We start from the raw sequence: 13,318 nt of genomic DNA, 5'->3' as shown, positions 1-13,318 counted from the left end.
TCCCGGTGGTCACGGCATGGCCTTGCGGGCTGTCGCGAACCGGGGCCGGTTGTTCAGGTCGGGGTGATCGGCCGCGTCGGCCCAGCCCCGTTCCTCGGTGAAGATCCACGGCACCTGGCCGCCCTGGGTGTCGGCGTGCTCGATGACGACGAGCCCGCCGGGCCGCAGCAGGCGGTGCGCGGTGCGTTCGATGCCCCGGATGGTGTCGAGGCCGTCCTCGCCGGAGAACAGCGCCATCTGCGGGTCGTGGTCGCGGGCCTCGGGGGCGACGTACTCCCACTCGGTGAGCGGGATGTACGGCGGGTTGGAGATCACCAGGTCGACCTGGCCGTCGAGCTCGGGAAGGGCGCTCAGGGCGTCTCCCCGGTGGACGGTGACCCGGGACCCCTCGGCGTTCTTCCGGGTCCACCTCAGGGCGTCCTCGGACAGCTCCACGCCGTGCACGCGCGAGCGCGGCACCTCCTGCGCCATGGCGAGGGCGATCGCGCCGGATCCGGTGCAGAGGTCGACGATCAGCGGCTCGACGACGTCCATCGCGCGGACGGCGTCTATCGCCCAGCCGACGACCGACTCGGTCTCCGGGCGGGGCACGAAGACGCCGGGGCCGACCTGGAGCTCCAGGTAGCGGAAGAAGGCGCGGCCGGTGATGTGCTGGAGCGGTTCGCGGGCCTCGCGGCGGGCGATCGTCTCCCAGTAGCGGGCGTCGAAGTCGGCGTCCGGCACATGGTGCAGTTCGCCCCGCTTGACGCCGTGCACGAACGCGGCGAGTTCCTCGGCGTCGAATCGCGGTGAGGGGACACCGGCGTCGGCCAGCCGCTGGGTGGCCTGGGCCACCTCGGCGAGCAGCAGGTTCATCGCGGTTCTCCGTACGGGTTCACGAGCGGGGCGGGGCGGATCTTACGCGGCTTACGCGGCGGCGAGCTTGGCGGCGGAGTCGGCGTCCACGCAGGCCTGGATGACGGCGTCGAGGTCGCCGTCGAGCACCTGGTCCAAGTTGTACGCCTTGAAGCCGACGCGGTGGTCCGAGATCCGGTTTTCCGGGAAGTTGTACGTGCGGATCTTCTCGGATCGGTCGACGGTACGGACCTGGCTGCGGCGGACGTCGGAGGCTTCCTGCTCGGCGGCCTCCTGGGCCGCGGCCAGCAGCCGGGACCGCAGGATGCGCATGGCCTGCTCCTTGTTCTGGAGCTGGCTCTTCTCGTTCTGGCAGGAGGCGACGACACCGGTCGGCAGGTGCGTGATGCGGACCGCGGAGTCGGTGGTGTTGACGGACTGGCCGCCGGGGCCGGAGGAGCGGTACACGTCGATGCGCAGGTCGTTGGCGTGGATCTCGACGTCGACCTCCTCCGCCTCGGGTGTGACGAGCACACCGGCGGCGGAGGTGTGGATCCGGCCCTGGGACTCGGTGGAGGGCACGCGCTGCACGCGGTGCACGCCGCCCTCGTACTTCATCCGCGCCCAGACGCCCTGGCCGGGCTCGGTGGCGCCGTTGCCGCCCTTGGTCTTCACGGCGACCTGGACGTCCTTGTAGCCGCCGAGCTCGGACTCGGTGGAGTCGATGATCTCGGTCTTCCAGCCGACGCGCTCGGCGTAGCGCAGGTACATGCGCAGCAGGTCACCTGCGAACAGAGCGGACTCGTCGCCGCCCGCGCCCGCCTTGATCTCCAGGAGCACGTCCTTGTCGTCACTGGGGTCACGCGGGACCAGAAGGAGCCGGAGCTTCTCGGTGATCTCGTCGCGCTGCTTCTCCAGGACCTTGACCTCGGCGGCGAAGTCCGGGTCGTCCGCGGCGAATTCGCGGGCGGTACCGATGTCGTCACCGGTGCGCTTCCAGGACCGGTACGTGGAGACGATCGGGGTCAGCTCCGCGTAGCGCTTGTTGAGCTTGCGCGCGTTGGCCTGGTCGGCGTGGACCGACGGGTCGGCGAGCTTCTTCTCGAGATCGGCGTGTTCGCCGATCAGTTCCTCGACCGCCTCGAACATCTTCGGGCTCCTGGTTCCGTGCGTCATACGTCTGCGGGCCTGCTGGACGACGTGCTGCCGGTCCGTGCCCGGAGGGCACCCGGCCGCACAGCCGGAAAAAAACGCCGGCCCCGGCGCCCCCGAAAGAGGGCGCCGGGAACCGGCGCAGTGGCTCGCTACTTGCTGGCGGAGCCGGCGGCCTTGCCGAAGCGGGCCTCGAAGCGGGCCACACGGCCACCGGTGTCGAGGATCTTCTGCTTGCCCGTGTAGAACGGGTGGCACTCGGAGCAGACGTCGGCACGGATCGCGCCGCCCTCAAGGGTGCTCCGGGTGGTGAACGACGCACCGCAGGTGCAGCTGACCTGCGTCTCGACGTACTGGGGGTGAATCTCGCGCTTCAAGGTGTCTCCTAGTTTCGGGAGGGCTCCGGGTCGCACGCGCGGATTGCGCGTCCGTGAACCGGGGCCGACGTACCAGTCTGCCAGGACCGGCCGTATCTCCCAAAACGAGAGGCCGGCCAGGTGTATTCCCCAGGCGTCCGGGGTACGTTGCGCGACCGGGCGGTGACGGATGGTGCCGTCAGCGCACGACCCCGCCCGCCTCGCCCTTGTCGCCGGCCGACTTCTCGGTGGCGGACGCCGGGATCGGCGCGTCCTTCTTGAGCGCGGCCCAGACCTGCCGGCCGGCTTCTTCCTGGGGCAGCACCCGGTTGGGGTCGGCCGGGTCGTACTCCACCGGCAGCGTGATCATGTCGACGTCCGACGAGCCGAGGCTCTTGAGCCCGTTCGCGAAGCCGGTGAGCTTCTTGACCGAGGCCAGTTCGGAGTCGGTGGTGACGGCCTTGGTGGCGGTGTCCGCCAGGCCGAAGAGCGTCTTCGGGTTCGAGAACACCCCCACGCTCTTCGCCTGGTCCATGAGCGCCTTCACGAACGCCTGCTGGAGCTGGATGCGTCCCAGGTCGCTGCCGTCGCCGACGCTCTTGCGCGTGCGGACGAGGCCGAGCGACTGCTCACCGTCCAGGGTGTGGGTGCCCGGCTCCAGGTGCAGATGGCTCTTGGAGTCGTCGATCGCCTGCCCGGTGGTGATCTCGACGCCGCCGAGCTCGTCGACGACCTTCGTGAACCCGGTGAAATCGACCTCGACGTAGTGGTCCATGCGGATCCCGGACATCGCCTCGACGGTCTTCACCGCGCAGGCGGGCCCGCCCACCTCGTACGCCGTGTTGAACATCGCCCGCTGCTCCGCGCCGACCTGTTCACCGGTCGTGTCGCTCGTGCAGGCGGGGCGGTCGACGAGGGTGTCGCGGGGCACGGAGACCACACTCGCGGACTTGTGGCCCTTGTTGACGTGCACGATCATCGCGGTGTCCGAGCGGGCGGCGCCCTCGTCGACGCCGTAGGCGGAGTTGGCGCCGGAGCGGGAGTCCGAGCCGAGCACCAGGATGTCCTGCGAGCCGTTGTCGACGTCGTCGGGGCGTTCCGTGCCCAGGGCGGCGTTGATGTCGACGGCCTTGAGGTTGCCGTTGAGCGTGAAGTAGGCGTAGCCGAGCCCGGATCCCCCGGCGACGACCACCGCGGCGGCGGTCCACAGGGCCGCGGTCTTCATCCGGCGGCCCGTCGAGGGCTTCCTGCGGCGGCTGCCGGTGCCACGTATTCGGCCGGTGCTCCTGCTCTGTCCGCTCATGCGTCTCCCTCGTACGTTCCTCGCTGCTGCCCCCCGCCGTGGCGCACCGGCACGGTCCGGCGTCACTCGTGGGGACGCCGGAGCAGCGAGAAGCGTTGCACAACGCGCTGTGGCCCCCGTCCTGGGACGGGGGCCACAGCTGAGGTGGGCGGTTGTCCGGTCACCCGGCGCTCACCTGGGGTTTCAGCCGACGGTGTAGTAGCTGTTCCAGCCGGTTCCGAGCTTCACCTGTGTGGCGAAGATCTCGGACGTGCCCTGGCCCGTGCCCTTGAGGAGGTACAGGTCGCCCGCGGTGGAACGCGCCACGAGGTCGGACTTGGCGTCGCCGTTGACGTCGCCCGGCGTGACCAGGAGGTTGTACGCGGACCAGTCGCTCCGGACCTTGACCGGGGTCTCGAACGGGGCGGTGGACTTGCCAGTGCCCTTGGCGAGGTACAGGTCGTCGGTGCCGCCGCGACGGAGGAGCAGGTCGTTCTTGCCGTCGTAGGTGAAGTCGCCGTGGCCGCGGACCTGGTTGTAGACCTGGTATCCGGTGGCCGCCTTGACCGCGGTGTTGAACTTCCCGTTGCCGTAGCTCGGGTACACCATCAGGTCGCCGGTCGAGGTGACGGCCAGGATGTCGCCCTTGCCGTCGTTGTTGACGTCACCGGGGGCGACGATCGCGCGCACGGTCTTCCAGCCGCTGAACATCTTCGTCTTCACGTACGTCGCGCTGCTCGCGGAGCGGTGCAGCCAGTACACGTCACCCGTCGAGGACTGGCGGGCAATCAGGTCCTCGTAACCGTCACGGTTGAGGTCCGCCTGCACGATGAGGTTGTACGCGCTGTACGAGCCGGCGAAGACCTGGCGCGCGGCCAGCTTCTCGCCGCTGGAGTTGAAGGTGTAGCCGGTGGCGCCGGTGGTCCGGGCGAACAGGTCCGCACGGTGGTCACGGCTGAAGCTGGTGTCGTCGATCCGGGGCTGGATCGAGCGGTAGTACGTCGCCACCTTGGTGTAGACGTCGTACGTGCCCTGGATGTTGCAGGCTTCCAGGTCGCTGCCCACACCCCACGAGGTGATGCCGATGACGCGGCCCGAGACGAACATCGGGCTGCCCGAGTCACCGGGGCACGTGGCCTGGCCGGTGCTGTTGTCGCTCGTACCGCCCTCGCCCGCGCAGATCATGTGACCGGGCTTGTAGGCGCCCGGGACGGCGACCGCGGTGTCGAGGCTCTCCGTGCACTCCGCGTCCGAACGCAGCGGCTGGTTGATCCGCATCAGCGTGTCGGACAGCGTCGCGGTGTCCCAGTCGGACCCGGTCATGCCCCAGCCGTAGGTGGTGGCGACGGTGCCCGCGGTGTAGCGCGCGTTGTCGCCGTACGAGGCGGGCTGGGCCGGCGTGTAGGACAGCGGCTTGGAGAGCGTCAGAAGTGCGATGTCGTTGTCGATGGCGTCCGCGTTGTACGTACCCGCGAAATAGGAGCGGGTGATGCCGACCGCGGTGCCTTCGTCATTCGGGCCACCGGCGAGCTTGGCCGTGCCGGCCAGCACCAGCCCCTGGCCCTTCATGTCCAGTGCGTTGCCGTAGTCATCCGTGACGCAATGCGCGGCGGTCATCACCTTGTTGGGCGCGACGAGCGTGCCGCCACAAGTGAAGTAGTACAGACCGTCGTTGTCGAACTCGAAGAGGAGCTGGACCATCCAGGGAGCACTGCTGAGCGTGGTGCTCGTACCGCCGATGATGCGCGGGGAAGCCTTCTGCGGGCTGACCACGTCGGCGCCCCTGGGCGGCAGGAACCTTTCTCCGCCGTCGGCCGCCTGGGCCTGGGCGCCGGCCACCAGGCCACCACCGAGCAGTGCCAGCGTCGCTGCGCCGGCGGCTATGAGTCTGCGAAGCTTTCGTACCGATCCGGCATGACGCGTTATGCGCACGCATGTCTCCCGTTGTTCAAAACCATTCGAAATTTGGAGCCGTATGTGGGGGGAGAGTGACGGCGAGTTGAATGGTACATGCAGAAATCCGCCCCGTCACCGAAGTAACGGGGCGGACTCGAGGGGCGTTGGAACTGTCCCGGTTCAGGCGTTCAGTCAGTCATTCCCATTGCCACTGCCGGGAGTCGTCTTCTGGATCTGAAGCAGGAACTCCGCATTCGACTGCGTCTTCTTCATACGGTCCAGCAGCAGTTCGATGGCCTGCTGCTGGTCGAGTGCGTGAAGAACTCGGCGCAGCTTCCAGGTGACGGCCAATTCATCGGCGCCGAGAAGGATTTCTTCCTTACGGGTGCTGGACGCGTCGACGTCCACCGCCGGGAAGATACGCTTGTCCGAGAGCTTCCGGTCGAGCTTGAGCTCCATGTTGCCGGTGCCCTTGAACTCCTCGAAGATCACCTCGTCCATGCGCGAGCCGGTCTCGACGAGCGCGGTGGCCAGGATGGTCAGCGAGCCGCCGTCCTCGATGTTGCGCGCGGCACCGAAGAAGCGCTTCGGCGGGTACAGCGCGGTCGAGTCGACACCACCGGACAGGATGCGGCCGGAGGCCGGCGCCGCGAGGTTGTACGCACGGCCCAGACGGGTGATCGAGTCCAGCAGGACCACCACGTCGTGGCCGAGCTCCACGAGGCGCTTCGCGCGCTCGATGGCGAGCTCGGCGACCGTGGTGTGGTCCTCGGCGGGACGGTCGAAGGTCGAGGAGATGACCTCGCCCTTCACCGACCGCTGCATGTCGGTGACCTCTTCCGGACGCTCGTCGACCAGGACGACCATCAGGTGGCACTCGGGGCTGTTGACCGTGATCGCGTTGGCGATGGCCTGCAGGATCATGGTCTTACCGGTCTTCGGCGGGGCCACGATCAGGCCTCGCTGGCCCTTGCCGATCGGGGCGACCAGGTCGATGATCCGGGTGGTCAGGACGTTGGAGTCGGTCTCCAGACGGAGCCTGTCCTGCGGGTACAGCGGGGTCAGCTTCTGGAACTCGGGACGGCCGCGGCCGGTCTCCGGCGCCATGCCGTTCACCGAGTCGAGGCGGACCAGCGCGTTGAACTTCTCGCGGCGCTCGCCGTCCTTGGGCTGACGCACCGCACCCGTGACGTGGTCGCCCTTGCGCAGGCCGTTCTTGCGGACCTGGGCGAGCGAGACGTACACGTCGTTCGGTCCCGGCAGGTAGCCGGAGGTCCGGATGAACGCGTAGTTGTCGAGGATGTCGAGGATGCCCGCGACGGGGATCAGGACGTCGTCGTCGGCCACCTGGACGTCGGTCGCGAAGTCGTCGCGGCCACGACGGCCCCGGCGGTCGCGGTAACGGCCCCGACGGCCGCGCCGGCCGCCCTCGTCGTCGTAACCGTCGTCGTGCTGGCCGCCGCCCTGCTGGCCCTGGCTCTGCCCGCCGCCCTGCTGGCCCTGACCACCCTGGCTCTGACCCTGGCCGCCGCCCTGCTGGCCCTGACGGCGTCCGCCGCCCTGCTGGCCCTGGTCGTCGCCCTTGCTCCGCCGGTCGCGCTGGCGGTCACGGCGGTCACCCCGGTCCTGGCGGTCACCGCGGTCGCCGCGCTGACGGTCACCGCGACGGCCCTCGGCCGTGTCGGCGGCGGACTCCGCCTTCGCGTCGCCCTTGGCCTCACTCTTCTCGCCGCGCTCGTCGGCACGGTCCTGACGGGCCTCGGCCTGCGGCTCGGACTTGGTGTCGGGACTGCCCGCCTGCGCGGTCGCACGGCGACGGCGGCGCTCGGCCGGCGGCTGCTCGTCACTGGCCGGCTGGCCGGGAATGTCGATCTGCTGCTGGGCCGCGGCCTTCTCGGCGGGCTCGGCGGCGGACTCGTCCCCGGTGCGCGTCTTGGACGTGGCACGCCGCTTGGGCTTGCTCTCGGCGTCCGTGGCGGCGGGGGCCGCAGCTGCCTTGGAGGAGGCCTTGGGCGCGGAGGATCCTCCGGCCTGCGCCTCCTTGATGACCTCGATCAGCTGGCTCTTGCGCATCCGCGCAGTCCCCCTGATGCCGAGGCCGGACGCGACCTGCTGCAGCTCGGCCAGGACCATGCCCTCGAGGCCGGTGCCGGAGCGGCGGCGCCGTGCGGTGGTGCCAGTGGCAGCACCTTCGGCGGACGCGGAGCTGTCGACGCTCTTGTCGGCAGTCACGCCCATCAGATCGGTGGTGTCGCTCACGAAGGGTCCTTCCCTGGAGCGGACGTCGGCCTTCTGGCTCGGCGACCGGTTGTGCTGTCCGACTGCGGTCTGTTGATCGTGTCGATCGCGGACCTTGCCGGGGCGGTGGTCCGCCGGGTACGGCGGAGAGACGAATGTGCGGGGTTCCGGCGCGAGATCCCCCTGCTCGGCCCACTCCTGGACGAGCAAGAGGGTGTCGTGCCGGTTCCGGAGCGTGCTCGAAAGCTCAGGCAGGCTGCTCAGGCAGTCGGGGAGGCTCCCGGAAGAGTGGTGGTCCCGGAGGGGGACACGAAGCAACGCGCCACAAAGACGTCGATTGCTGACTTGAGGTTAACACTACCGGCTCCAACAAACATTCCCCCTCTCGAGCACCGGCAATCACGTGCGCTTACGCGGCGAGCGGCAGCACGCTCGCACCTGCGGCGTCGAGGGCGAGCCGGTTCGCGGCCCATCCCTCACCCGCCAGCCGGGCGACCTTGTCGGCCGATCCCTCCTCCGTCAACGCGAGCACGGTGGGCCCCGCGCCGGAGATGACGGCGGGGACGCCGTCGGCGCGCAGCCGGTTGACCAGCTCCACGCTCCGCGGCATCGCGGGCCCCCGGTATTCCTGGTGGATCCGGTCCTCGGTGGCCGCGAGCAGCAGTTCGGGACGCCTGGTCAGAGCCTCGACGAGGAGAGCCGCACGACCGGCGTTGGCGGCGGCGTCCACGTGCGGGACGGTGCGCGGCAGCAGGCCGCGGGCGGTCTCGGTGAGCACCGGTGTGGCCGGGACGAAGACCACCGGAACGACGGAGTCGGCGGCGTCCATCCTGATCGCGCGAGCGGCTCCGCCGTCCATCCAGGCGAGGGTGAAACCGCCGAGGAGGCAGGCCGCGACGTTGTCGGGGTGTCCTTCGATCTCGGTGGCCAGCTCCAGCAGCGCGGCGTCGTCGAGACGGGCCTCGCCCCCTGTCGTCACGGCGCGGGCGGCGACGATGCCGGCGCAGATGGCCGCGGAGGAGGACCCGAGGCCGCGGCCGTGCGGGATCCGGTTGGCACAGACGATCTCCAGGCCGCGCGGCTGTCCGCCGAGCAGGTCGAAGGCCGTGCGCAGGGAGCGTACGAGCAGGTGGTTCTCGTCGCGGGGAAGCGTCTCGGCGCCCTCACCTGCGATGTCGATGTGCAGACCGGAGTCGGCGACGCGGACGACGATGTCGTCGTAGAGCCCCAGGGACAGGCCGAGGGCATCGAAACCCGGGCCCAGATTGGCGCTGGTTGCGGGGACGCGCACCCGGACGGCGGCGGCTCGGAACGCGGGACCGGCCATCGGTTGGACGACTCTTCCTGTACGGCGGCGGGGATGTTGTGCGAGGTGGTTCGACGTGCGTGGGGGCCGTGGTGCCGGGGGCGGGGTACCCGGCAGTCACTACGGCGACTGCTCCGCGGCCTGTGCGGCGGGGCGGGTTGGGTACAGCTTATCGAAGGAAGGTTCTGTGGCGACATAGGGCGCACAGGAGGCGCACGATGCGTGTCGCACCCCTCTCATGCGCTCTCCGCCCCGGAATGGGCGGTTGGACCGCTTTGCCGCCCGGCGGGGCCGGGCGGCAGCACGACGCGCCTCTACCGGACGAGGCCCAGCTTCTCCGCGGCGGCGACGGCGTCGACGGGGACCGTGACCGGCTGCGGGGCACCCGCGACGGCCCAGTCGGGGTCCTTGAGGCCGTTGCCCGTGACGGTGCAGACGATCTTCTGGCCGCGGTCGACCTTGCCCTCTTCGGCGGCCTTGAGCAGGCCGGCCACGGAGGCGGCCGAGGCGGGCTCGACGAAGACACCCTCCTGGGAGGCCAACAGGCGGTACGCGGACAGAATCTGGCGGTCCGTCACCTCGTCGATGAAACCGCCCGATTCGTCCCGGGCGTCCAGCGCGAACTGCCAGGACGCCGGGTTGCCGATCCGGATCGCGGTGGCGATGGTCGCCGGGTCCTTGACGATCTCGCCGCGCACGATGGGCGCGGAGCCGGAGGCCTGGAAGCCCCACATGCGCGGGGTGTGCGTGGACAGGCCGTCCCCCGCGTACTCCTTGTAGCCCTTCCAGTACGCCGTGATGTTGCCCGCGTTGCCGACCGGCAGGACGTGGATGTCGGGGGCGTCACCGAGCGCGTCGACGATCTCGAACGCGGCGGTCTTCTGGCCCTCGATCCGGACCGGGTTGACCGAATTGACCAGCGCCACCGGGTAGTTGTCCGAGAGGCTGCGGGCCAGGGTCAGGCAGTCGTCGAAGTTGCCGTCGACCTGGAGGATCTTCGCGCCGTGGACGAGGGCCTGCCCCATCTTGCCGAGCGCGATCTTGCCCTGCGGTACGAGGACGGCGCAGACCATGCCGGCCCGCACCGCGTACGCGGCGGCGGAGGCGGAGGTGTTGCCCGTGGAGGCGCAGATGACGGCCTGCGCGCCCTCCTCCTTGGCCCGGGTGATCGCCATCGTCATGCCGCGGTCCTTGAACGAACCGGTGGGGTTGGCGCCCTCGACCTTGAGGTGCACCTCGCAGCCCGTGCGCTCGGAGAGAACCTGCGCCGGAACGAGCGGCGTGCCACCCTCACGGAGTGTGACGACGGGCGTGGTGCTCGTGACCGGAAGACGGTCCCGGTACTCCTCGATGATGCCGCGCCACTGGTGGGTGCCCTTGCTGGTCATGGGTCCTTACTCCCCTTCAACACGCATGATGCTGGCGACACCGCGCACGGTGTCCAGCTTGCGCAGCGCTTCGACGGTCCCGGAGAGGGCGGCGTCGGGCGCGCGGTGGGTGACGACGACGAGGGATGCCTCGCCGTCTCCGCCCACGCGTCGCCCGCCGCCACCCTGCTCGATGGCAACTTCGTCGCCGCTGCTCGAATGTCGGCTCTGCTGGCGGACCGTATCGATGGATACGCCCTGTTCGGCGAAGACCGTCGCGACCTGGGCGAGCACGCCAGGCTTGTCGGCCACGTCGAGACTGATGTGGTACCGCGTGACGACCTCGCCCATGGGGCTGACCGGCAGACGTGTGTACGCGGACTCACCGGGGCCGGTGGTCTCGCCGATCTTGTTGCGGCAGACGGCGACCAGGTCGCCGAGGACGGCGGACGCGGTCGGGGCACCGCCGGCGCCGGGGCCGTAGAACATCAGCTGCCCGGCGGCCTCGGCCTCGACGAACACCGCGTTGTACGCCTCGCGGACGGAGGCCAGCGGGTGGCTGAGCGGGATCATCGCGGGGTGCACGCGGGCGGTGACGGACCTGCCGTCGGCGGCGCGCTCACAGATCGCGAGGAGCTTGACGGTGCAGCCCATGCGGCGGGCGGAGGCGATGTCGGCCGCGGTGACCTCGGTGATGCCCTCACGGTGCACCTCGCCGATCTTCACCCGGGTGTGGAAGGCGATCCCCGCGAGGATGGCGGCCTTCGCGGCGGCGTCGAAGCCCTCGACGTCGGCGGTCGGGTCGGCCTCGGCGTATCCGAGGGCGGTGGCCTCGTCGAGCGCCTCGGAGTAGCCGGCGCCGCTGGAGTCCATCTTGTCGAGGATGAAGTTGGTCGTGCCGTTGACGATGCCGAGCACCCGGTTGACCTTGTCGCCGGCGAGGGACTCGCGCAGCGGGCGTACGAGCGGGATGGCACCGGCCACGGCCGCCTCGTAGTAGAGGTCGCGGCCGTACTTCTCGGCGGCGGCGTGGAGGGCGGTGCCGTCCTCGGCGAGCAGCGCCTTGTTGGCCGAGACGACGCTGGCGCCGTGCTCGAAGGCGGTGGTGATGAGCGTGCGGGCGGGCTCGATCCCCCCGATCACCTCGACGACGACGTCGATGTCACCCCGTTTGACCAGGGCGGTCGCGTCGGTGGTGATCAGTGCGGGGTCGATTCCCTCCCGCACCCTGGAGGGCCGGCGGACGGCGACGCCCGCGAGCTCGACCGGCGCACCGATGCGCGCGGCGAGGTCGTCGGCGTGCGTCGTCATGATGCGCGCCACCTCTGAGCCGACCACTCCACAGCCCAGTAGCGCCACCTTCAGCGGACGCGTACGCATCATCCGACCTCGTTTCTCATACTTCTGATGTGTGGACCAGTCTCACTCACCGGACGGGAGTTTCTGCCACCCGTCCGGATCCTGAGACCCCTATTTTCATTAACCGACATCGAGACGCAGGAGATCTTCCTCCGTCTCGCGCCGGACGATCACCCTGGCCTGTCCGTCACGCACAGCGACGACGGGCGGGCGCAGGGAGTGGTTGTAGTTGCTCGCCATGGAGCGGCAGTACGCGCCGGTGGCGGGCACGGCGATCAGGTCGCCGGGGGCGAGGTCGGACGGCAGGAACGCGTCCTTGACCACGATGTCGCCGCTCTCGCAGTGCTTGCCGACGACGCGGACGAGCATGGGCTCGGCGTCGGAGCTGCGGGAGACGAGGGCGACGCTGTACTCGGCGTCGTACAGGGCGGTGCGGATGTTGTCCGACATGCCGCCGTCGACGCTGACGTACGTGCGCAGGCCCTCCAGGGGCTTGATGGTGCCGACCTCGTACAGCGTGAACGCGGTGGGGCCGACGATCGCCCGGCCGGGCTCGACGGAGATGCGCGGGGTGCGCAGGCCCGCCGACTCGCACTCCCGGGTCACGATGTCGCCGAGCGCCTTGGCGATCTCGTGCGGCTCGCGGGGGTCGTCGTCGGAGGTGTACGCGATGCCGAGGCCGCCGCCGAGGTCGATCTCGGGGAGCTCGATGCCGTGCTCGTCGCGGATCTCGGCGAGCAGCTGGACCACGCGCCGGGCGGAGACCTCGAAGCCGGCCATGTCGAAGATCTGCGAACCGATGTGCGAGTGGATGCCGATGAGTTCGAGGCCGTCCAGGGTGAGCGCCCTGCGGACCGCCTCGGCGGCCTGTCCGTCGGCCAGCGCGATGCCGAACTTCTGGTCCTCGTGCGCGGTCGCGATGAACTCGTGGGTGTGTGCCTCGACGCCCACGGTGACGCGGATCTGTACGCGCTGGCGCGTGCCGCGCTGCTGGGCGATGTGCGAGACCCGGACGATCTCCTGGAAGGAGTCGAGCACGATCCGCCCGACGCCCGCGTCGACGGCCCGCTCGATCTCGGCGACGGTCTTGTTGTTGCCGTGGAAGGCGATGCGCTCGGCGGGCATCCCGGCGTCCAGCGCGGTCGTGAGCTCGCCGCCGGAGCACACGTCGAGGTTCAGCCCTTCTTCCTGGAGCCAGCGCACGACGGCGCGTGACAGGAAGGCCTTCCCCGCGTAGAAGACGTCGGCGTCCCGCCCGAAGGCGTCGGCCCAGGCGCGGCAGCGCGCCCGGAAGTCGCTCTCGTCGAGGAAGTACGCCGGGGTGCCGAACTCCTCGGCCAGTCGGGCCACTTCGATCCCGCCGACGGTGAGCGCACCGTCCGCGTCGCGGGAGACGGTACGGGACCACACCTTCTCGTCCAGCACGTTCAGGTCGGTCGCCGGGGCGCTGTAGTGGCCCTCGGGGAAGACATCGGCGTGACGGGGCCCGGCGGGGTGTGCGGATCGGCTCATCGTTCTGTTCTCTCAG

At 69.9% G+C, this 13,318-nt stretch carries 10 protein-coding genes; all 10 read right to left on the bottom strand.

Translation table 11 applies throughout. The annotated features are described in order from the left end of the window. Positions 1-9: 9 nt before the first annotated feature. The 10 genes from prmC to lysA all read right to left on the bottom strand — a co-directional run bounded on the left by prmC (position 10) and on the right by lysA (position 13,302). A complete protein-coding gene (gene prmC, locus OG524_RS25270) occupies positions 10-855 on the bottom strand; it encodes a peptide chain release factor N(5)-glutamine methyltransferase (RefSeq protein ID WP_056794331.1) in 846 nt (281 codons plus the stop codon). Between the two features lie 51 nt (positions 856-906). Next, positions 907-1,983, bottom strand: a complete 1,077-nt coding sequence (gene prfA / locus OG524_RS25265; RefSeq protein ID WP_031091483.1) for a peptide chain release factor 1 — start codon at positions 1,981-1,983, stop codon at positions 907-909. Positions 1,984-2,138: 155 nt separating this feature from the next. Next, positions 2,139-2,363, bottom strand: a complete 225-nt coding sequence (gene rpmE, locus OG524_RS25260) for a 50S ribosomal protein L31 (RefSeq protein WP_056794327.1) — start codon at positions 2,361-2,363, stop codon at positions 2,139-2,141. Between the two features lie 178 nt (positions 2,364-2,541). Further along, a complete protein-coding gene (locus OG524_RS25255) occupies positions 2,542-3,645 on the bottom strand; it encodes an LCP family protein (RefSeq protein WP_405811719.1) in 1,104 nt (367 codons plus the stop codon). Positions 3,646-3,828: 183 nt separating this feature from the next. Then, positions 3,829-5,556 (bottom strand): trypsin-like serine protease, encoded by a 1,728-nt coding sequence (locus OG524_RS25250; RefSeq protein WP_405811718.1) that lies wholly within the window; start codon positions 5,554-5,556, stop codon positions 3,829-3,831. A 156-nt stretch (positions 5,557-5,712) separates the two neighbouring features. Next, positions 5,713-7,779, bottom strand: coding sequence for a transcription termination factor Rho (gene rho / locus OG524_RS25245; protein ID WP_405811717.1), 2,067 nt, complete (start codon positions 7,777-7,779; stop codon positions 5,713-5,715). 388 nt (positions 7,780-8,167) lie between these two features. Next, positions 8,168-9,085, bottom strand: coding sequence for a homoserine kinase (gene thrB / locus OG524_RS25240; protein ID WP_384499938.1), 918 nt, complete (start codon positions 9,083-9,085; stop codon positions 8,168-8,170). 293 nt (positions 9,086-9,378) lie between these two features. After that, the gene (thrC, locus tag OG524_RS25235) at positions 9,379-10,452 is read right to left on the bottom strand and encodes a threonine synthase (RefSeq protein ID WP_405388586.1); all 1,074 of its coding nucleotides are present in this window, start codon (positions 10,450-10,452) and stop codon (positions 9,379-9,381) included. 6 nt (positions 10,453-10,458) lie between these two features. After that, positions 10,459-11,814, bottom strand: a complete 1,356-nt coding sequence (locus OG524_RS25230) for a homoserine dehydrogenase (protein WP_405811716.1) — start codon at positions 11,812-11,814, stop codon at positions 10,459-10,461. Between the two features lie 96 nt (positions 11,815-11,910). Next, positions 11,911-13,302, bottom strand: a complete 1,392-nt coding sequence (gene lysA / locus OG524_RS25225) for a diaminopimelate decarboxylase (protein WP_405388588.1) — start codon at positions 13,300-13,302, stop codon at positions 11,911-11,913. Positions 13,303-13,318 lie beyond the last annotated feature (16 nt).

It is taken from the genome of Streptomyces sp. NBC_01520 (assembly GCF_045040375.1).
In the GTDB taxonomy this organism is placed as follows: domain Bacteria; phylum Actinomycetota; class Actinomycetes; order Streptomycetales; family Streptomycetaceae; genus Streptomyces.
The sequence above is the reverse complement of the archived record's forward strand: the minus strand, read 5'-3'. Positions and strand labels throughout refer to the sequence as shown.